At 47.8% G+C, this 20386-nt stretch carries 16 protein-coding genes; 10 read left to right on the forward strand and 6 right to left on the reverse strand.

All coding sequences use genetic code 11. From position 1 onward, the window contains the following. Both SD53_RS02040 and SD53_RS02045 read left to right on the forward strand, forming a co-directional pair. A partial coding sequence (locus tag SD53_RS02040; RefSeq protein WP_046518562.1) for a phosphoethanolamine transferase family protein occupies positions 1-1723 on the forward strand: 1723 nt, incomplete at its 5' end. Positions 1724-1922: 199 nt separating this feature from the next. Beyond that, on the forward strand, positions 1923-3032 hold the full coding sequence (locus tag SD53_RS02045; protein ID WP_106693122.1) for an OprO/OprP family phosphate-selective porin: 1110 nt from the start codon (positions 1923-1925) through the stop codon (positions 3030-3032). 76 nt (positions 3033-3108) lie between these two features. Here the strand turns inward: SD53_RS02045 and SD53_RS02050 are convergent, their stop codons facing one another. After that, positions 3109-3663: a metal-independent carbonic anhydrase family protein gene (locus SD53_RS02050; RefSeq protein WP_046518563.1), complete on the reverse strand. Its 555-nt coding sequence runs from the start codon at positions 3661-3663 to the stop codon at positions 3109-3111. Positions 3664-3824: 161 nt separating this feature from the next. On the opposite strand from SD53_RS02050, the gene SD53_RS02055 reads away from it, so the two are divergent. The 4 genes from SD53_RS02055 to SD53_RS02070 all read left to right on the forward strand — a co-directional run bounded on the left by SD53_RS02055 (position 3825) and on the right by SD53_RS02070 (position 8066). Beyond that, positions 3825-5405 (forward strand): sensor histidine kinase, encoded by a 1581-nt coding sequence (locus SD53_RS02055; protein ID WP_046518564.1) that lies wholly within the window; start codon positions 3825-3827, stop codon positions 5403-5405. Positions 5406-5407: 2 nt separating this feature from the next. Further along, positions 5408-6088 (forward strand): response regulator transcription factor, encoded by a 681-nt coding sequence (locus SD53_RS02060; protein WP_046518565.1) that lies wholly within the window; start codon positions 5408-5410, stop codon positions 6086-6088. A gap of 377 nt (positions 6089-6465) precedes the next feature. Continuing rightward, on the forward strand, positions 6466-7167 hold the full coding sequence (locus SD53_RS02065) for an OmpW/AlkL family protein (protein WP_046518566.1): 702 nt from the start codon (positions 6466-6468) through the stop codon (positions 7165-7167). A 161-nt stretch (positions 7168-7328) separates the two neighbouring features. Then, on the forward strand, positions 7329-8066 hold the full coding sequence (locus SD53_RS02070) for a substrate-binding periplasmic protein (protein WP_046518567.1): 738 nt from the start codon (positions 7329-7331) through the stop codon (positions 8064-8066). Here the strand turns inward: SD53_RS02070 and SD53_RS02075 are convergent. Beyond that, on the reverse strand, positions 8063-8473 hold the full coding sequence (locus SD53_RS02075) for a DUF4440 domain-containing protein (RefSeq protein ID WP_046518568.1): 411 nt from the start codon (positions 8471-8473) through the stop codon (positions 8063-8065). The two genes, SD53_RS02070 and SD53_RS02075, sit on opposite strands and share 4 nt — an antisense overlap. A 71-nt stretch (positions 8474-8544) precedes the next feature. Here SD53_RS02075 and soxR point away from each other — a divergent pair, with 71 nt between their 5' ends. Continuing rightward, a complete protein-coding gene (gene soxR, locus SD53_RS02080; protein ID WP_046518569.1) occupies positions 8545-9027 on the forward strand; it encodes a redox-sensitive transcriptional activator SoxR in 483 nt (160 codons plus the stop codon). 163 nt (positions 9028-9190) lie between these two features. Here soxR and SD53_RS02085 read toward each other — a convergent pair whose 3' ends face one another. Together SD53_RS02085 and SD53_RS02090 are read right to left on the reverse strand one after the other, a co-directional pair. Beyond that, positions 9191-11842 (reverse strand): TonB-dependent receptor domain-containing protein, encoded by a 2652-nt coding sequence (locus SD53_RS02085; protein WP_046518570.1) that lies wholly within the window; start codon positions 11840-11842, stop codon positions 9191-9193. 110 nt (positions 11843-11952) lie between these two features. Further along, positions 11953-14631: a beta-helix domain-containing protein gene (locus SD53_RS02090; protein ID WP_046518571.1), complete on the reverse strand. Its 2679-nt coding sequence runs from the start codon at positions 14629-14631 to the stop codon at positions 11953-11955. A 390-nt stretch (positions 14632-15021) separates the two neighbouring features. Here SD53_RS02090 and phoB point away from each other — a divergent pair, with 390 nt between their 5' ends. Continuing rightward, positions 15022-15708, forward strand: a complete 687-nt coding sequence (gene phoB, locus SD53_RS02095) for a phosphate regulon transcriptional regulator PhoB (RefSeq protein WP_046518572.1) — start codon at positions 15022-15024, stop codon at positions 15706-15708. Positions 15709-15856: 148 nt separating this feature from the next. Beyond that, on the forward strand, positions 15857-17176 hold the full coding sequence (gene phoR, locus SD53_RS02100) for a phosphate regulon sensor histidine kinase PhoR (RefSeq protein WP_046518573.1): 1320 nt from the start codon (positions 15857-15859) through the stop codon (positions 17174-17176). 5 nt (positions 17177-17181) lie between these two features. On the opposite strand, the gene SD53_RS02105 is transcribed toward phoR, so the two are convergent. Beyond that, positions 17182-18039 (reverse strand): LysR family transcriptional regulator, encoded by an 858-nt coding sequence (locus SD53_RS02105; RefSeq protein ID WP_046518574.1) that lies wholly within the window; start codon positions 18037-18039, stop codon positions 17182-17184. A gap of 95 nt (positions 18040-18134) precedes the next feature. On the opposite strand from SD53_RS02105, the gene SD53_RS02110 reads away from it, so the two are divergent. Next, entirely contained in the window at positions 18135-19094 is a 960-nt protein-coding gene (locus SD53_RS02110) for a YeiH family protein (RefSeq protein ID WP_046518575.1), read from the forward strand. Here SD53_RS02110 and SD53_RS02115 read toward each other — a convergent pair. Continuing rightward, complete coding sequence (locus tag SD53_RS02115; protein ID WP_046518689.1) at positions 19063-20373, reverse strand: amidohydrolase; 1311 nt, start codon at positions 20371-20373, stop codon at positions 19063-19065. The two genes, SD53_RS02110 and SD53_RS02115, sit on opposite strands and share 32 nt — an antisense overlap. Positions 20374-20386: the final 13 nt, after the last annotated feature.

The following is a 20386-nucleotide window of genomic DNA, read 5'->3' on the forward strand; positions in this document are numbered from 1 at the left end:
CCAGTCGTTAGTGCATTCGTTGTTGCGTGCTGTTGGGTTAGTCGTGTTTGGCTTGCTGTTGTTATCTCCTGTGCTGGTGCAATGGCCTGCGCAGGATCTGGTGCCCTATCTGCAGTGGAAGCTGATCGCGGCAGTCTGGTTTTACATGTTGGTGTTATCTTTATTCCGCTCTTTCTGGCCGGGTCTACTGTTGTTATTGCCTGCCGCATTACTGGTGCCGCAGGAGGTGTTTTATCTACTGACCTATCAAAAAAGCACCGATGCTCATGCCATGGCGATAGTGGCCGAAACCGATCTGAATGAAGCTTTGGGTTATCTAACGGGGATAGGCCTGTTTTTAGCTTTGGCTGTAGTGGCTATTGTACTTTTGTGGTGGTATCTGCTGCGCAGTGCCTGGCAAGGTCGCTGGCAGTGGGAGAAGGGATTAAGGCCGGTGATTTGGCTGATCTGTATTGGGGTAGCGGCCAGCCTGAGCTGGAATGAATGGCAATATCAGCAAATCAATAAAGCAAAACAGCGCAGCAATCCGGAAGAAAATGTCTTTGTGCAGCGTCCCTTGCCCTACAGTTACGAGAAGTTTCATGCCACTTATCCGTTAAATATGCTGATCGCGCTGAACGAATTTGTAAAGCAAAAACAAGCTGTGGCTGATGTTGCTGAATCGACTGCTTTATTTAAGTTTTCTGCCCGCCAGACCGATGCTCCGGCCCAACGACAAATTTACGTGTTAGTGATAGGGGAAACCCTGCGCCCCGACAGATTGCAGCTCAATGGTTACAACAGAGCCACAACTCCGCGGTTATCCGGCACTAAAAATCTGATCAGTTACACCAATATGGTCAGCCCTTGGGCCTGGACCCGGATGTCTGTGCCTGTGATCCTGTCGCGCAAAAGTGCCACGGATCAGCGTTATTTTCCCACCGAGACCTCGGTGGTGGCCGCCTTTAAAGAAGCTGGTTTTAGCACCGCCTGGTTGTCGACTCAAAGTCCGTTGGGAGTGCATGATTCTTCCATTGCTCTGCATGCCAGTGAGGCCGATCAGGTGCAGTATTTAAATCCTGTGGGTTATAAAAAAGAAGGATTTTACGACGATATTCTGTTACCTGCTTTTGAACGGGTGTTACAGCAAAACCAGCAAAAACAATTGATCGTAGTACACACACTGGGCAGTCACTTTAGTTATGCCGACCGATACCCACCAGCTTTTGACTTATTCACGCCATCGGGCAAAGGCCAGTCGATCAGTATGCATGACCAAAGCTCTAGCCTGTTGCTGAATAATGCCTATGACAATAGTGTTGCCTACACCGATTTTATTCTGTTTAACCTGATCAAGCAGCTAGAACAGACCGACAGTATCAGCAGCTTATTTTATGTCTCAGACCATGGCGAAAATATTTTTGATGGCCAGTGTAATAAAAGTGGTCATGGTCATAACACAGAGCGGGATTACAGAGTGGCGGCTCTTCTGTGGACCTCTGAGCTCTACAACCTGCAGTATCCCCAGAAAAAATCTTATGCGGAACAACGCCGTGAGCAACCTTTGATGACAAGTAATGTGTTTCACTCCTTGCTGGACCTGGCCGGTATTGAGTATCCGGATCAAAAGTTGACTAAAAGTTGGGTAAGCCCGCAGTGGCGCCCTTCTTCCCGTATCCTGCAACAGGGGCTGGATTTTGATCTTGCGAAACGGGATCCTGTATGCGCTGAACTAACGCCATGAAATTGTCATATTTTTGTCATGAATTTTTCATACTATGGCGCCCTATCTGAACCGAGCCATTGTTATAGGCCTCTTTGGGGCATAACAACACTCTCATAGATGAATGGGTGGTGCAGTACTGAGTCAATTTCCATTCTTAAGGCAAATTGACTATGCTCAAAACTAGAAGTACCGATTAATCAAAGACAAAGGTAGCAGCATGAAAAAACGTATCGTGATGACCGCACTGGGTGCAGCCCTGTGTTCTGCAGCAGTTTCAGCCGCAGATATTGAAATTAAACCCAGAGGTCGATTCCAGTTAGATGGTGGCGTTCATAATGAAGACCAAACTGAATTTGGTGATGGTTTTAATGTTCGTCGCGCTCGGATCGGTGTCGAAGGTAAATTGGATCAGGATTGGTCCTTTGTTATCGAGTATGATTTTGGAGACGATGGTGATGCAGAAGCTGCAGATGCGTTATTCAGACGTAATTTAGGTCCAGGTACTGTTACTATTGGACATCAGCGTGTCCCTTTTAGCTTGAATCTGTTAACTAGCGCTAACTCTATAACCTTTATGGAACGCGCCTCCCCAACGGCAGCCCTGACATTAGATCGTAAATTGGGCGTACGTTACGATGTCACTAATGGTGATCTGACCTCGCAATCTATGTTGTTTGGTCGCACTATGGGTGACAGTGACGGAGATGAGAAAGATCAATCTGCCGGTGGTGCTCAGCGTTTAGTCTTTCACCCAACTGTAAATGACACTTTGTATCACATAGGTGGCGCTGTAGCCTTACAAACTATGGGTGACTACAACTCGCTTCGTATCAGAGAGCGTCCTGAGGTACGAATTGCTGATAGTATTCGGCTGATTGATACCGGTAGCTTAGACGATGTCGATTCAACAGCGCGTTACGGCTTAGAGCTTGCGATGCGTCAGGGCCCATTCTCTGCAGAAGCTGAATACATTAAATTGGATCTTAATTCCGATCTGACTGGAGATTTGAGCTTCGATGGTATGCATTTGCAAGCGAGTTACTTTTTAACTGGTGAGAGTCGTGCATACAAAAATGCTATTTTAGGTGGAGTAAAACCGAACAGCACAGCGGGTGCCTGGGAGCTGGCTGTTCGCTACAGCGATACTAACCTGACGGACCGGATGGTGATTGGCGGTGAGCAACAAAATATCACGTTGGGCGTGAACTACTATCTGACGGAAAGGATACGTTTCATGGGTAACCTGATTTTTGTCGATGCCACCTTACCGGATCAAACCAAAGACAAGCCTGAAGTGTTAGCGTTTCGTGCTCAGTTCCATTTCTAAAGTAGGATTGGTGCGATAAAAAAGCCCTGCGCGAATACGCAGGGCAAAACAGGGAACTACGTCAAAGGGGGGATGTTTAGTTTGAGCTGTAAGGCAGAGATGAATGGTGCAATACTATCCGTAGCTTGCCTTCATCGTCTTTCTTAAAACCCCAAGTTTTATCAACAGTAGTCACTTTGCCGTCTTTGCCTGTCAGGTGAACTTTTCCTGTTGTTAATACCAAGTCTCCATTCATGTAAACAGCAGCGTTTTCATACTTGTAATCTGTCCAGCCTTTGAGAGCGAAACCACTGTCATTTGGAAACTTGCTGTTGCCGCCAACGAAATAGGCCAAGGCTCCGTCGTAGGTTGTTCTGAAGGTCTGCTCACCAGAGGTTAAAGTGGGCTTGAACAAAACAGCACCATGCTTGTAGCCATAAGCTTGATCCAGAACTTGTTTTGCTGTTTCAGTGGCTTGTTTCTGACCACCTTTGTCATTCGCTGAGCTAATTTGAATCAATGCTTTACCCCATGCATCCTGAGCAGCTTTAAGCTCCTCTGCACTTATTGATGTATTAACAACAGTCGATGCGATAGTCAGCGGGCTGACTACCAATGCTACAATCATCATGCTTGCAGTTGATAGCTTCATACAAATCTCCTCGGTTAGTTAGCGAGACAGAGTATGGAACAGACAAATGAACCCGATCCAAGCGTGCCAATGAACACAATCCGACAGTTGGATTAAAATCAGATGAACAATTCAAGTTGCTGATATGATGTTGATTGGGTTGTATAGGTGAGGGTCATATCATGTTTCGTAGCAAACTTTATCAGGCGTTTGCCTTGCTCCTGGTGATCACTTTGGTACAGGCCGCTTTGGCAATTTGGGCCTCGGGACTGGCGCGTTATCATGTTGAACGCAGCAGAGTTGCTAACGAAATGCTGGCAGAATTTATTGCTTTGGGAGCAGATAAACAACGTTTGAAAGTCTGGTTGGCGCAGTATCTGCTAGTAAAGGAAGCGCCTCTCGCTGAGCGTGATCGTTACCTGTTGCAAATGCAACAAAATCTGACAAATCTGAACGAGTTGCTGGTACGGGATCAACAACTGGCTGAGCAGGAGCAGGATTATGCCGAGATCAGTCAGCAACTTAAATCACTATCCATCCTTGAAACGAACGTGGCTGCGTTAGAGCGTAGTCTGAAAAATAAAGAGGTGTTGCCCAAAGAGGAGGGAGATGTTTGGCGTATTTTGATCCAAACCTTCGATAATCTGGAGGGTCTTGATCTTAAGCGTTTGATAGCGGCATCTATTGATTTGCAGCGAACCCGTTCTGCTTTGGCTGAATCTAAGGCTGAAGATGCATTGAATCGAGTACAGCTTCTGACAGCTTTGGTCGCAGGAGTTGGAGTTATTTGTGCTGTCCTCTTGGCATTGTTGTTATCCCGTGCTTTATACCGGCCTATTCAACAACTACTGCATGGTACTTCCGCAATCGCCTATGGTCAGCTTGATCACAGGTTGCCTGAGGGAGGGCATTCTGAGTTTAGTACCCTGGCTCGAAGTTTTAATCAGATGGCGATGGAACTGCAACGTGGTAAACAGCAAGAGGAGGATCATACTCGAAGGGTTGAGCAAGAGGTGGCTGAGCGTACTAAGCAGTTACAACATGCTATCGAGCAATTACAACAAGCTGAGCAAATGCAGCAACGTTTCCTTGCTGATGTGAGTCATGAGCTGCGTACTCCAGCGACTGCAATTCGTGGGGAAGCAGAAATTGGCTTGAGGGGCTTAGATAAAAATGCTGAGTTTTATAAAGAGACCTTAGCACGTATCGTTGAAACCAGTGTATTTTTATCTAAGCGAATTGACGATTTGTTGATGCTGGTGCGGGGGCCTGCTCAGTTGCAACTACGTCAACGAGTCTTTGCGGTGTCTGAAATCTGGAGTCAGTTTGCTGAGGTTGCCAGACGGATAGCTGCCAGCCAGAACCGTGAATTACAGTTACATCCGCCGGTCTTAACGGACTGCGACGCTCAGTTATTTATTGACCACGATAAGTTAACCCAGGTGCTGCAAATCGTACTCGATAATGCCTTTCGATACAGTGACATCAGCCAGTTGGTCAGCCTTGAGCTAGAACTTACTGAGCAATGCTGCATTCGGGTCCGTGATCATGGTATAGGCATTCCTGAGCAGGATCTTAGCAGGGTTGGACATCGTTATTTCCGTGCTGCTAATGCCCGCAAAGTCAGACCTGATGGCTTAGGGATTGGCTTGTCACTCTGCCATACCTTACTGCAGGCACAGCATGGAGAGTTCAATCTGAAAAGTCGTGAAGGGCAGGGTACTGTGGCAGAAATTCTATTACCTTTGGTGGAGCACGAATAAGGATGCGGATTTTAATAGTTGAAGATGAGCAACGGGTCGCTACCTTTTTGCAACGTGGGCTGAAAGCTGAAGGACATTTTGCTGAAGTTGTGGCGGATGGACATAGTGCTATGCAGTATATTACGACGCAGAATCCGGACCTTGTAATCCTCGACCGAATGCTACCGAATATGGATGGTCTGCAATTATGTCGCTTACTCAGAGCGCAGAAGATGAGTACCAGAATATTGATGCTATCTGCTATGGCTGAGGTGCAGGATAGAGTCGATGGATTAAAGGCTGGAGCTGATGATTATCTGGTCAAGCCTTTCGCCTTTGAGGAGCTACTGGCCCGGATTGAGGTCTTGAGTAAACGTGAGGGTGATTACAAAATCATCAGAATTCTAAAAGTTGGTGAATTAGAGCTTGATTTGGAACAAATGCAGGCGCGACGCGACGGTCAGGCACTCCAGCTAACGGCAAAAGAATTAGCCTTGCTGGAGTTGATGATGAGTGCGCCACAAAAGGTATTTAGTCGTGAACGAATCCTGACCAATGTGTGGGGAATTAACGAAGACCCTCTTACCAATGTGGTTGATGTATATATTCGTCGTTTACGCAGAAAAGTAGATGATCCTTTTGCAACAAAATACATTCATACCTTGCGTGGAATAGGCTATTACCTTGCTATCCATGAGGCTTAGGGTAAGGTTGAACAGTGCTGAACTTGCCTTTGCGGTCAGCTCACTCTTCACGCCTCTTGTCTCTTCTTGTGAACTTTGAACCTGTAGCACTTCAGCAGAAGTGCTAGTTCTTTACGTCTCTCCTGAAAAGTCGGAATCGAAACTGCCGAGTGTTCCCTGTCATCTTGTTGTCATCTGTGTGCATGGTCTTTTTAATTTATCTGGGTGGGAGCTGTTCATCTGTTGGGCTCAGACTGCATGGCATGCTAAAGCTCAGGGCAAACGCAGGTCAGTCCGGCTTTACGCAAGGAGAAACAAAAGTCGATTGCGTTTTGCTGATCGTCAGAACTTGGCCAGCAGGCGTATCGTCACTTAAATCACAACTGAAGAGGTGAAAGATGAAAGCAATTTGCCTGAGTTTATCTCTGGCCGCTTTTAGTGCGTCCGCATCACAGGTAGGCAGCTGGTCAATTAATGCGGGTTTGCTAGGGGTGTCGACTAAAGAATCAAGTAGTTACCTTAATGTTGTGGAGTCCGTTGCTGATTTACCAGCTAACTCCGCTGGGGTTACAGTCAACAGTAACACCCAATTAGGATTAATTGTGGACTATCAGTACAGTAAGGACTGGAGCTTTAGTTTGGTAGCGGCCACACCTTTTAGCCATGATATAAAAGTTAGTGGTTCGGCGATTGATGGCCTGGCCATCGGTAATACAAAACATTTGCCGCCGACTTTATTTGCTAACTACCATTTGCCCGAACTGGCTGGTTTTATTCAGCCTTTTATTGGTGCAGGTCTGAACTATACAATCTTTTTTAGTGAGGACGTGGACTCTGAATTACGACAAGCCCTGACTGAGCTTGAGGTGATAACCAACTCAAATCAAGATCTGAGTCTGAAGCTGGATAATTCTTTTGGTCTGGCATGGCGCGCAGGCATGAATCTGAAGTTAACAGATTCTTGGGGCGCTCACCTTATGCTCAGTCAGATCGATATTGATACCACAGGACAGGTACAATTGGATGGATCGACTATTCAGTCAGTTGATGTGGCAATCGATCCTCTAGTCTGGATGGCTGGCGTGCGTTATAGCTTCTGAACCTATCTTTCTCATTTGGATAAAGCCAGCTCTTCGCTGGCTTTATGGTTTTCGTTATCACGCTCATACTTTCCTGAGGTACGTCTTACCTGCTAACTCTGGTAATTTATAATGACTTGGTTATGATAATTAATGTCTCTTAGAAAGCTGAGTGGGCACCTATGCTGAAGTTTGTCTGTACCTTGCTATTGATGCCCACTCTGCTTTTTGCAGCAGAGCCGTTACGTGCTGTGGTCAGTCAAACCAACACCGCACCTTATGCTATTTTTGATCAGCAGCAGCGTTTAGTTGATGGCATCGCCAAAGATTTGCTGGATGCAGTCGCCGCCAGATTAAACAGGCCGGTGCAATATCTGGATTTGCCCAGAGGGCGGGTCGTGGAATGGCTGATCACAGATAAAGCGGATATCAGTTGTTTTCTTAATCCAGAATGGATCCCCGTGACCTACAAACTAAGCTGGACTCCGGTGCTTTTTCATACCCGTCAATACATAGTGCGGCGGATAGCAGATAATCCGGTGCGCTCCAATCAAGATCTATTGCATAAACGTATAGGCACCACCCGGGGGTTTTCTTATCCCGAACTACAACCCTTGTTTGAAACCAATGCCGCAGTGCGTGATGACGCCGAGTCATTGGAAAAGAACATTCAACGATTGCAACAAGGCAGAGTCGATTTGGTGATGACGGTTGATTTAAGCTTTGGCCATTACCAGCGGCATTTTGATAGCTCAAAACTTGCTGTTGATCCACTTTGGGCTGAACCAGCCCAGGTCTATTGCGCCTTGAATCCGCATCACCGCCTGCAGGTTGAACAGATCCAAAAAAGTTTTGTGTTGATGCAACAGCAAGGTGTGATAGATAAAGCCTTGCAACGCTGGGCCCACAGGTCGATTTAAAGCATATTGCCCGCACAGATCTGCCATTGGTTGCCCCGGCGTTTCACCACATAAAGCGGAGTGCTGCACAGTCCAACCTTATGCTGGCTTTCTCTGTGCAACCAGCGCTGCTCGGCGTTGATTAAAAACGTATCCAAATCCAGTTGTTGCCAATGCAGCAGTTGATACACCCAAACTCTGTCCTGATGCAATTCCATCAGTTGCTGCAGATAAGTTTTGAGTTCAGCCCGTCCTGACAGACGTTGCCCCAGTAAATTGATCAACAGCACGTCATGGGTAAAACACTCGCCGAATAAAGCCCAGTTGCGTTGGTTAATAGCGCGCTGTAAGCGATTTAATAATTGCTGCGCGCAGTCTTGTTCTGAACGGCATGCCGTTCCTATCGCATATACCGCTTGTTCCAGCATAAAAACTTCTCCGGTGATGAAATTGCGGTTATGCTAGAACCTCAAGTAAGGTTAAGGTCAAGTGTTTTTTTATGTCTTTAAAATGTGATGCAAAAAAAGTGATGTTGTCGGTAGGAGAGGTGGCAAAACGTAGTGGAGTCTCAGTGGCGACCTTACATTTTTATGAGCAAAAAGGCTTAATTCAGAGCCAGCGTAATGCTGGTAACCAACGGCGTTATAGTCGGGACGTCTTAAGGCGGGTGGCCATTATTAAAGTGGCGCAGCGCACCGGTATTCCACTGGAACAAATAGGCAAGGCTTTGTCGGTGCTGCCGCCGGGGCAAAATGCCGATCAGCAGCATTGGCAACAGATGTCGGAGCAATGGAAAGTGGATCTGGATCTACGCATCGCTCAACTGACCGATTTACGCGATCAATTGAGCATGTGTATAGGTTGTGGTTGTTTATCTATGACACATTGCCCCTTACGTAATCCACAGGACAGGCTGGCGGCACACGGGGCTGGTGCGCATTTTTATCCTGTGGCTGATGAGTTAACAGACAGCAGTCTGTGATCAGACCAAGGACTCCATAGTTGGGTATACGTCGTAACCGCAGTCCACTGCAGGATCGGGTTCAGTAACTATGCATGTGGTGGGAACTGGGAATTTGTATTTTGATGGTAATAAAAAAGCAGAGTAAGTGACCTGAGGAACTTACTCTGCCTTTCAGGCGGGATCAGTATTTATAACTAAAGCTTAAACCATAGCTTTGGCCTTCAACGCGGCGCTGTAACAACTCGCCTTGCTGCATAATCTCAACGTCTTCGTCCAACAGGTTTTTCATCGACAGTTTGACGGAGGTGGATTCAAACGGGGTGTACGAATAGACAAAATCCAACGAGTTAAACGGCTGCTCGTAGGCGTCGTCTTTGTCGTTAACACCGGCAAAAGCGATACGTTTTCCGAACACGTTATAGGTCAGCGTGGCGTTATGTTCGTCGTTGTCTGAATCAAAACCCAACTGGAAGTTCACTACATGCTTAGAGTGGCCATTGAGTGGACGTTTCAGATTGGTCAGGTTGGTTCCGGCGAACTGCTGGATGGTAATTTCTGATTCGCTGTAGGTGAAGTTACCGGCGACAAAGAAGTTATCCAGCCAGTTGTAGCTTTCGCCTTCAAACATATTCAGTTGTTGCAGGAATTCAGCTTCTACACCATAAACTTCACCTGAATCGGCGTTTCGGAACGACATCAGCAAGTTACCGTCCGAACCTGACAGCTCGATGGATTCAATCGGATTTTCTAAATCTTTATAGAACACACCAACGCTGTAGTTACTTTCATCGTAATACCACTCTAAACGGGCGTCGTAGCTGCTGACATCGGTACTTTGCAGACCAGAAAAACCTGTCACTTTAAAGTCGGTCAGAGGGTCGATAAACAGCACTGGCGTCACTTCACGTAAGTCTGGACGCACCACAGTGCTGCTGTAGCCAAAGCGCGCTTGTAACTCTTCGCTGACAAACCAGGTGAAAGACATAGACGGATAAAAACCATCTTCCTGCAATGGGAACTCTTCAATATTGCCGCTGACTTCACCATCTGCATTGAGTGGCACAGAAATCTGACGGAAATCTTCATAGCGGACACCAAAGTTCAGGCGATACAGATAGTCGTAGTTCATTTCCATGCCGACATAAGCCGCATCGATCATCTGTGCTGCGATGTAATCGTCGGCCTGAGTGGTGACGTTGGAAATCTGGAAACCATTGGCGGTATTGAGAATGCTCTCGTCCGAGAAGATTTCTGAGAACTTCTGACTCAGTTGTTCCAGGCTATAGCCGACTGTACTGAAGTTAAACAGGTTGGTCTCAGACTCACGCTGACGTTCAAAGTAAGAATACCCGCCGTTGAGCACCATTTCCGCTTTACCTAAAGTGAACGGCAGTTTAGCGTTCCAGCTACCGTTTTCTGTATCGTCTTCCATTTTGCCAAAACTGTAGTTCACCGCATTTTGGTTACGGCGCAGGAAAGATGTATAAGCACCATCCGCCTGTAACTCGTTGACGTAACGGTATTCGATCTCACCCGGAGCATCACGTTCTGCTTTAGCATCGGTGTATTGCCAGTCGACGCTGATGTCATACAACCAGGGCAAATTGTGGCGGCCACGAATTTGGTTACTGAACATGGAGCGTTCTTCGTAGCGGATGGAGGTGTCTGTATTAAAGCGGTCCGTTTCGTTCACCGTCTCTATACTGTCACCGTTTTTCACTTTGACTTCATCTTTGGTATCCCGCAGATAAATAGAAGCGGTTTCGAATCTGTGGTTTTCATCCAGTTCTAAACCAAAGTTCAGCATACCGGACAGTTTGACCTGATGTTCTGTGCCTTTGATATCGTCATAGATATTCAAAGGTACTAAATCGTCGCCTGAGACAGAGAAATAACGCTCCTGCTCTTCAATATTCTGCGTTGATCTGTCGTAGCTTACGCCCGCCATTACACCAAATACGGAGGAGCCGACATCAAACTTGTCACCAAAAGACACACTGCCATCAAAGTCAGGTTTGATATTTTCACGCTGTACGTCTACATCGCGGTTAAAGTTTAAGCCCAGCTCACGCACTATCGTAGCGGCCTGGGCCAGATTGCCCTGATTAATGCCACCCAGAGCTTCGGCAATGTTGATCTGGCTGATGGTGCCGTATTGATCCAAAGCTGCGCGTAATTCCGGCGACAGGGCGCGGGTGCCATCGTCACTGCCTTTCCAGTCATCGCCACCACCGTTGTAAGTGTAAGCATCATCACTGTTCAGACTGCTGTAACCTGTGCCTACAGAGACATTAAAGCTAGGTTGTAATGGAATAGATGAGGTCCGGATATTCACACTACCGCCACCAAAAGCAGCGGGTAATTCAGGTGAATAAGCTTTTTGCACCACTAAACTTTCAATAATACCGGCAGGGAACATATCCAAAGGGATCACGTTCCGGGTTGGATCCGGGCTTGGTACCATAGCGCCGTTTAACAAGGTACTTGAATAACGTTCCCCTAAACCACGCACATAAATAAACTTGTCTTTGACTAAAGTTAAACCCGTCACCCGGCGAAGTGCTGTGGCTGCGTTGCTGTCGCCTGCTCTGGAGATTTGCTCCATGCCTAATAATTCTGCGACATAAGGTTGTTCACGACGTTCCGCAGCAGCGGAAGCGGCAGAACTCATCAGACGGCCAGAGACTTCAATACGCTCTACGCTCTGCTCTTGTTCCGCAGACTCTGCGGGTGCTTCCTGGGCTAGTGCAGGCATCATGCTGGCTGATGCGGTTAAAGCCAGCAACACACTGCGGCCAACCTGACTGATTTTAAAACGTTGCTTGCTGCTCATTTGAACTTGGTCCTATCAGCTAATTCGTACATCAATGTGCCGGGCTTATCCAAAGGAGGCCCGGCACTAAGTGAATAGAAAACTGCCGGCAAGCCAGCAGTTTCAGTGGCTTAGTCGTCCAGACCTACAGCCCAACCAGCAGTCCAGTTGTTGCTTTGTGAGACGGCTCCAACAAAGGTGGTGGTATCGAAGAAGGCATCCACGGTTTTCATATCTTTTGCTGGGTTCGTATCGATAGTGAAGATACCGTTGACCACAGTGCTGCTGTCAGCAACCAGCTTGTTCGCAGTTTGGCCTAAGAACCAGGCTTCGGTAGTTACGTCAGTTGCTACTGTACCTTTCACTGCCTCAGGGCAAGAAATGACAGAGTTCGTCATGGTTAAAGTACCTGCTGCAGCGAAAGCCTGAGATTCAGCAGATTCAATTTCCAGACATTCGCCCATACCAGTAGGACCGGTAATAACGAAGTTAGCTAATTGAGCGTTAGTACCAGCACGCAGCAAAACGCCTTCTGAATCGTCATCACCATCAAAGCTGTTACCTATGATGGTCATGTTGGCGATAGTTGGGTTAGATATTGGCAGTGCAGTGAAATTACCTGACTGGTTGTCACCTTCAATACCGCGGTTCGCTTTGGCGTTGTCTGCTGCATGTTTTACTAACACAAACTGCATTTTGCCGTTCCAGCCATCTGCCCAGTCGACTGAATCGTCGCCGTTTGCAGTCAGCACAACGTTTTTACAACTGACGCTACCACCGAAGAACTCCACACCGTCATCGACGTTCTGGTGCACCTGAATATTGGAGCATTTAGTACCTGAACCTACACCGGCAAAAGTGATACCGTTTAATTCGTTATCCGGAATAACTTCGTAACCTGCATGTTTTACCACAACATAATTCAGTGAACCGCTGCTATCTGCTGCGTTTGGACCACCGTATGGGCCTGCATCGCCTTCAGCTTGAATACCGCAGTTATTCAGGTCCGCACATTTGTTGGTTGGTGCATTGCCCAGTAAGACTAAACCGCCCCATTGACCAGCGGCTGTCGGTGAACCAATCACGTCCTGTACTGAAGTCATCGTAATAGGGTTAGCCGCAGTACCTTCGGCCATAATTTTCGAACCACGGGTAATAACCAGGAAATCAGCACCTGATTTACCGTAGATAGTCACGCCTGGCGCTACTGTCAAAGTCGCGCTGGTGGTATTGTCCACACCCACACGAACACGGCCACTTAATACATAGTCAGCACCGGCAGCTAAAGTCACGTTAGTGGTGATATCGCCTGTTAACTGGCAGTTTAAGTTGCCTGTTAAGCTGGCAACTTCAGTAGTACCAGTTGGGCATGAGTCTAAACCTGTGCCTGTTTCAGGATGCAGGCTGACAGTCCAGCCCTTGGTCCAGTCGGTGGTACCATCAAAAGCACCTATGTAGTCCACATCGTCAAACCAGCCGTTTACTTCGTTAGCTACGTTGTAACCATTAGCCAAAGCCGGAGAGTTAGGGGCAGGAATATAACCACCTAATAACGCATCACCCACCAGGTTGTTTGGTTGAGCTGAGAACCAGGCTGCAGTGTCCAGTATTTCGTTACCTGCATCGTCTTCTGCATTCTTCACCGGCTCTGCACAATCAAGGATAGAATTGCGGAATACGATTTCGCCTGAGTTTGCGTTATCTACAGATTCTTGTGAGTTGATGTCAAAACACTCTCCCATATTAGCTGGGCCTGTAACTACTACGTTGTATAACTCAGCAGCAGTACCGGCACGCAATAAAATACCCTCTGAATCGTCTTCACCATCAAAGTTGTTACCAATGATAGTCATGTTAGAAATCTGAGGCTTGCTGATAGGTTCAGCAGTGAAGTTACCTGACTGGTTGTCACCTTCGATAGCACGGTTTGCTTTGGTATCATTTGGATTGTGACGGATTAAAACGTGCTGCATACGGCCAGTCCAGCCATCAGCCCAGTCTAAAGAGTCATCGCGGTTGCCTGTTAACACCACGTATTTAGCATCAACAGTACCGCCAAAAAACTCCACACCGTCATCCAGATTGTTGTGCACCTGAATGTATTCCACTGTAGTGCCGCGACCGACACCGGCAAACGTAATACCGTTTAATTCGTTGTCCGGGATCACTTCAAAACCGGCGTACCGTACTTGTACGTACTTTAACGCACCGCTGTTGTCGTCTGGGTTTGCGCCACCGTATGGACCTGCTTCACCTTCAGCTTCCACCTGGCAATTGGCCAGGTCCGCTGCATTACATTTGTTGGTTGGTGCTTTACCTAATAAAACTAAGCCACCCCATTCAGCGGCAGATTCATCATCAGATAAACCCAGCATGTCATTGACTGACGTCATAATAATAGGGTTCGTTGCCGTACCTACAGCCTGAATTTTTGAACCCCGGGCTACCACTAAATAATCAGCACCACTTTTACCAAAGACTTTGGTACCTGGCTGGATAGTTAAGGTTGCGCTGTTGGCATTATCGTTACCTACAGTCACTTTGCCTGACAAAGCCCAGGCGATATTTGCTGTTAACGTTACATCACTGGTGATGACACCTTTTATTTCACATACCGGAGTCGTTACGCCAGCTAAGGCTGCGGCTTCAGTCGCAAAAGCCGGGCAAGCGCTGACCGGAGGATTGCCGCCGCCATTACCACCGTCGTTGCCACCAGAGCCAGTGTCGATATTAATATCGCCACCGCCGCAACCAGCCAGAACTAAAGCTGAGGCAATTGCGCTCAATTTTAAAAAGTTACGTAAAGCCATCACTTAATCTCCAATAATCACATGAATGCTGTTGTTATAAAAAGCTGGGGCCAACCATACTCAGGCTTAATGACTGTTTTATTACAGTGACTGCGGATGTAACGGAACTTAAACAGCAGACCACGGCTGGCGTGGCATAGCGGCGATGTTGTCAAAAAAGGTTCATTAAAGTGTCATCTGAAAGACGTTTTGGTTTATTAGAAAAATGTAAGCAAATTGCAAGTGGTTCGCTTTGTGAAGGCAACAGAGTCATAGGCACTGCATGCGGTGTCGCTCAACCCGGGCATGGGTCAGTTGGCGGCAGAATGGTTGTTTTGCTTTCATAAAACTGTCATAAATTAACGCCATACTGGTCACAATCAATAAATTAGCTTGAATTGGTAGAGGGTTATGTCTAGAAAAATCCTGGTCGTAGAAGACGAAGCACCGATCCGTGACATGTTATGTTTTGTACTGGAACAAAATGGGTATCAGGCCAGCACGGCTGAAGATTTTGATTCCGCTGTGAATATGCTGGTAGAACCTTACCCGGATTTAGTGTTATTGGACTGGATGTTGCCCGGTGGCAGCGGTATTCAGTTTGCTAAAAAAATGAAAGGGCATGAGCTGACCCGTAGCATCCCTATCATCATGATTACGGCTCGTGGTGAAGAAGAAGATAAAGTTCGGGGCCTTGAAGTAGGGGCGGATGACTATGTCACTAAACCTTTTTCACCCAAAGAGCTGATGGCCCGTATCAAAGCGGTGATCCGCCGTGTGGCCCCGACCAGCTTAGATGACGTGATCGAGGTGCAGGGCTTAAAACTGGATCCTGTGTCGCACCGTGTGACGGCCTCTGAGCAAGCCGTGGATATGGGACCGACAGAGTTTCGTTTATTGCACTTTTTTATGACCCATCCAGAGCGGGTTTACAGCCGCGAACAGTTGTTGGATCATGTCTGGGGTACCAATGTCTATGTCGAGGACAGAACGGTAGACGTACATATCCGCCGTTTACGCAAAGCCATTTCACTGGCCGGACATGACCGTTTAGTGCAAACTGTACGCGGCTCGGGTTACAGGTTTTCAGCGAAATAACTTCTCCGCAATTACTTTGGTGATTTACCCTTAGTAAAATGAAATCGCAGAGCCGCAAACAACCTGGCTTTCGCAGCAAAGGGGGAACCCTGAGATAGCGGGGTGATAAAGCGGCAGTTTCAGCAATGACGGGTAATAAGTAGGTGCTATGCGTTTGTTACTGTCGAAGAGGAAGATTTTCAGTAAAATCTTCCTTTTGTTTTTTATCGTTGCATTCATCGGCTGGTTACTTGACCTGCTGTTTCCTGCTTTATTGGCGACCTCTTTAGTGTTGCTGGGGTGGAATTACCGGCATATTTTCATCTTAGATAAATGGTTATGGCGGGATAAAAAGCTGACGCCTCCGGCAGGGGATGGTAGCTGGCAACAAGTCTTTGATGGCATTTACTACCGTCAGCGCAAAGCCCGCAAAAAAAATAAAGAATTACGTGCTCTGATCCGGCGATTTCGCGACGGTGCCGAAGCCTTGCCGGATGCCATAGTGGTACTGAATCACGACTGGACCATTATTTGGTGCAATAAACTGGCCCAGCAACTGGTTGGGTTGCGCTGGCCACAGGATGAACGCCAGCGTATTGATAACCTGATCCGTAACCCCGAATTTCAAACTTATATTCAGCAGAAGCAATTTGACCAACCGCTGGAACTTTCATCTCCGGTCAATGAAGATCTGGTGTTGGAGTACCGTATGCTGCAATACGGTGAGGATCAGCATTTGCTGATCGTGCGCGACATCACTCAGTTAAAATTGCTGGAGCAGGTGCGCAAAGACTTTGTCGCGAATGTGTCTCATGAGCTGCGCACTCCTTTGACTGTGCTGCAGGGCTATCTGGAGGTGATGGACGCCGACAATTTGCCTCAAGCCGGCATTTGGCAAAAAGCTCATACCGTGATGCTGGAGCAAACCAAGCGTATGGATGCGCTGGTGCAACAGTTATTAACGCTGTCTCGCATTGAAGCCGCGGCTAAAGTGCAGTTTGAAGAGCATATTGACGTGCCCGCTATGCTGGCGATGCTGGAGCAGGAATCCCATACCTTAAATCGCGATAAGCAACACCAGATCCAGTTTACTGTAGACCCGGCTTTAGTGGTGTCCGGTATTCGCGAAGAGCTACGCAGTGCCTTCTCGAACCTGATCACCAACGCGATTAAATACACGCCCAATGGGGGCGAAATTCAGGTGAGCTGGGTTCGGCAACATCAAAAAGCGGTGTTTAGTGTCACAGACAATGGTGAAGGCATAGCGCCTCAGCATGTCAAGCGACTGACTGAGCGGTTTTACCGTGTTGATCAGGCCAGAGCCCGTGCCACAGGCGGCACAGGCTTAGGTTTAGCCATAGTCAAACATGTGCTGCAACGCCATAACAGCAAACTGATGATTTTTAGTGAGCCGAAAAAAGGCAGCAGCTTCTCTTTTAGTTTGCCAGCCGAATCGGTACCAAAATCTAAAGCGGCAAAAATCAGCTAACCAAGTCAGTCGCCGTGGTGCAAAAAATGCAAAAACTTTTGCAGCAAAGGCGGCTGATAATTTTTATGTTGTACCAGCCGGAAGTGTCGCTGCAGTTGCAAAGGGCTGTCCAGCACTATTAACTGACCTGAATTCACCTCATCCTGCACCGCCAGTAAAGGTAAACACCCAATACCTAATCCTTGTTTCACAGCCTGCTTAATAGCTTCAGGCCGCTCCAGTTCCAGCAGATGCTGGGGTGTCCAGTGCAAGCGCGCCAATTCATGTTCCAGCACAGCCCTGGTACCTGAGCCAGGTTCCCGTACTATCCAGCGCTGTGCCAATAACTGCCCGGTCGATAAATGCTGATGCAGTCTGGGGTGACCAAACAATACTGTCAGATCCTGTCGCCAGTGCTGGATATGGAATTCGGCGCTCAAAACCGGCCCCTCAATAAAACCCAGTTGAGCTTGTTGCTGGTGCATCAGATGCAGCACCTCGCTGCTGTTACACAGCCTCAATTTAAACTCAACCTGTGGGTAAAGCGCAGTAAATTGCGCCAATAACCCAGGCAATAAATAACAGCCTACAGTCTCACTGGCCACCAGCCTGAGCTCACCTTTGTCGGGATCTGAATTCACTAGTTCCTGCTGTAAATCAAGAAATAGCTGCAGCCTAGGTAGCAGGTCCAGGGTATGTTGGGTTGGAATAAGTTGGCGGCCTTGCCTTAAAAACAGCGGCTGACCTACACGTTGTTCCAGTTCTTTCAGCGCCTGACTGGCAGCCGGTTGACTTAACGCCAGCAGATCTGCCGCTTTGGTCAGGCTGTGCTGGCGACAAATGGCGTCCAACAACAACCAGTGGCGCGGGCTGGGATAATTCATAGGTTTATCTGATGTGACGAATAAGATAAATCCATTATTCTTATTTTTGTTGGTCAGTACAATAGCGCTGTTTCCCGATCAAAGATGACATTCTTATGTTGGTATTGCTTCTGCTTAGTTTGCTGTTACAGCTCTGTTATCTGGCGGTTCCTGTGTTGCACCAATGGATCAGCCCTGTGTTTGTGGCTTTAGTTTTGGGACTGTCAGCCGCCTTTGTCTTGCCTTTATGTTCTATTCGGCCTTCTGAGCTGCTGGCGTCCCAACTGGGAAAACTGGCAATGCTGCAGCAAAAAGCTTTGCGGTTTGGCATAGTGTGCTTTGCTTTTAGTGTAGATGCAGAACTGGTGCTGCAAACCAGCCCGCTGGCTTTATTCAAGCTGGCAGCCTTGGTGGTGCTGCTGCTGGCTGCGGCACTATGGCTTGGGATTAAACTGTTCAAATTGCCGAAAGAATTGGTGCTTTTAGTCAGTTGCGGTTTAAGTTTTTGCGGTACTTCAGCTATTTTTGCCACCTGGTCTGTGCGCAAAAGTGACGAAGCGACTTTAACTCAAAGTCTGGCTGTGGTGCTGTTGATGGGCTTGCTGGCGTTGCTGAGTTATTCAGTAGTGATGCACACTGCTGTATTGCCTGAAGCTCAACTGGCCTGGCTGATTGGTAGCACAGCACCCGAAGTCTCCCAAGCCGTAGCGGCCGGTAGTCAATTGGGAGATGCCGCGCCTCAAGCTGTGATTGCTAAACTATTCCGGGTTTGTTTATTTGTGCCTTTTTTAGTTCTGCTCAGTTTTAACGGCAAAGATAAACAGGACTTTGTTTTTCCGTGGTTTATACTGGGGTTTATTGCGGTATTGCTGATCCAGATAGCTTTTGCTCTGCCTGTCTGGTTTAGTCAGGCTGCTGCAGTGGTATCACAATGCTGTCTGATCTTCGCGATGTTAGTCACAGGGCTGTTAACCCGCTGGCAGGATGTAAAGCAATGCAGCGGCAAAGTGTTTAGTTTTGCCGTTGTGGTGATGATTTTTCTTTTTAGTCTTGCGTTGCTGTTTTTGCCGGGTTAGCTAAATAATCCAGCGCTAGGCCAGTGAAAGCCCGCACTCCATTTTCCAATGCTTTTTCATTGATCTGAAAATAGGGCGAATGGTTAGGTGCTGTCTTGTCGACTGGGGTGTTGTCCGGTGCTATACCCAAAAAGAAAAATACCCCCGGTACTTGCTGCTGAAAAAACGAGAAATCCTCAGAAGCGGTAATAGGTTTGATCGGAGCTACACCGGCTTTACCAGCGGCCCACCGCAAGGTTGGCATAGCCCATTCGGTTAGTTGGGCGTCATTCCAGGTGACAGCGGCAAAACCATGGTGATGAAATTCGGCGCTGGCGCCACTGGCTGCGGCTATATGCTCTGAGGTGTGCTGCATTTTTTGCAATAACTGCTCACGCATCTGTGGATCAAAAGTGCGGATTGTGCCCTCTAGTTTTACTTCATCCGGAATAATGTTCCAACGCACACCACCATGCACCTGACCGACAGAGAGCACGGCAGGCGCTTGGGTGACATCCAATTGACGGGCTGGGATCTGATGTAAAGCGCTAATGAGTTGGCCGGTCACCGCTATAGGGTCGACCCCACGCCATGGGCTGGAACCATGCACCTGTGTGCCTTTCACTGTGATATTAAAACTGTCAGCGGCAGCCATAATGCCTTCACTCTTGACCTGTAACTGACCTGCAGGACCGGGCCAGACATGCAGACCAAAAATGGCATCAGGTTTATATTTGGCAAATACGCCTTCTTTGAGCATCAGCTTGGCCCCCCCTTCCTCACCTGCTGGTGGGCCTTCTTCGGCAGGCTGGAATACAAATAACACTGTACCGGTAAGTTCTGATTTTAGCTGCGTCAGCACGGAGGCTGTGGCCATCAACATAGCGGTGTGGGCGTCATGACCACAGGCATGCATCACGCCAACCTCCTGATCGTTAAAGGTGCTGCGTACTTTAGAGGCAAAAGGTAAATCCACTTGTTCAGTCACTGGCAGGGCGTCCATATCGGCCCGCAGTGCCACCGTGGGACCGGGTTTAGCCCCTTTTAACACACCAAGCACACCATGATGAGCTATACCTGTCTGCACCTCTAAACCCAGTGATTTTAAATGCGCTGCGACTTTTTTCGCTGTATTGACTTCGCGGTTTGACAGTTCAGGGTACTGATGAAAATGGCGACGCCATTGCAGCAACTGGGGCTGAATGTCTCGAATGGCCGATTCGGTTTGAGGTTTTAAATCTGTGCTGGCCTGAGCGGAAAAAACACCGGCCACCAATAGTGAAATGAGAGTTCTGATCATGCTGCCATCCTGA

Origin of the sequence: Rheinheimera mesophila (genome assembly GCF_000986865.1) — a bacterium.
Classification (GTDB): domain Bacteria; phylum Pseudomonadota; class Gammaproteobacteria; order Enterobacterales; family Alteromonadaceae; genus Pararheinheimera; species Pararheinheimera mesophila.

What these genes read in the sequence shown, in the direction of transcription:
- SD53_RS02045 (WP_106693122.1), top strand. Translation starts at nt 1,923, where the DNA reads ATGAAAAAACGTATCGTGATGACCGCACTGGGTGCAGCCCTGTGTTCT.
- SD53_RS02050 (WP_046518563.1), bottom strand. Translation starts at nt 3,663, where the DNA reads ATGAAGCTATCAACTGCAAGCATGATGATTGTAGCATTGGTAGTCAGC.
- SD53_RS02055 (WP_046518564.1), top strand. Translation starts at nt 3,825, where the DNA reads ATGTTTCGTAGCAAACTTTATCAGGCGTTTGCCTTGCTCCTGGTGATC.
- SD53_RS02060 (WP_046518565.1), top strand. Translation starts at nt 5,408, where the DNA reads ATGCGGATTTTAATAGTTGAAGATGAGCAACGGGTCGCTACCTTTTTG.
- SD53_RS02065 (WP_046518566.1), top strand. Translation starts at nt 6,466, where the DNA reads ATGAAAGCAATTTGCCTGAGTTTATCTCTGGCCGCTTTTAGTGCGTCC.
- SD53_RS02070 (WP_046518567.1), top strand. Translation starts at nt 7,329, where the DNA reads ATGCTGAAGTTTGTCTGTACCTTGCTATTGATGCCCACTCTGCTTTTT.
- SD53_RS02075 (WP_046518568.1), bottom strand. Translation starts at nt 8,473, where the DNA reads ATGCTGGAACAAGCGGTATATGCGATAGGAACGGCATGCCGTTCAGAA.
- soxR (WP_046518569.1), top strand. Translation starts at nt 8,545, where the DNA reads ATGTCTTTAAAATGTGATGCAAAAAAAGTGATGTTGTCGGTAGGAGAG.
- SD53_RS02085 (WP_046518570.1), bottom strand. Translation starts at nt 11,842, where the DNA reads ATGAGCAGCAAGCAACGTTTTAAAATCAGTCAGGTTGGCCGCAGTGTG.
- SD53_RS02090 (WP_046518571.1), bottom strand. Translation starts at nt 14,631, where the DNA reads ATGGCTTTACGTAACTTTTTAAAATTGAGCGCAATTGCCTCAGCTTTA.
- phoB (WP_046518572.1), top strand. Translation starts at nt 15,022, where the DNA reads ATGTCTAGAAAAATCCTGGTCGTAGAAGACGAAGCACCGATCCGTGAC.
- phoR (WP_046518573.1), top strand. Translation starts at nt 15,857, where the DNA reads ATGCGTTTGTTACTGTCGAAGAGGAAGATTTTCAGTAAAATCTTCCTT.
- SD53_RS02105 (WP_046518574.1), bottom strand. Translation starts at nt 18,039, where the DNA reads ATGAATTATCCCAGCCCGCGCCACTGGTTGTTGTTGGACGCCATTTGT.
- SD53_RS02110 (WP_046518575.1), top strand. Translation starts at nt 18,135, where the DNA reads ATGTTGGTATTGCTTCTGCTTAGTTTGCTGTTACAGCTCTGTTATCTG.
- SD53_RS02115 (WP_046518689.1), bottom strand. Translation starts at nt 20,373, where the DNA reads ATGATCAGAACTCTCATTTCACTATTGGTGGCCGGTGTTTTTTCCGCT.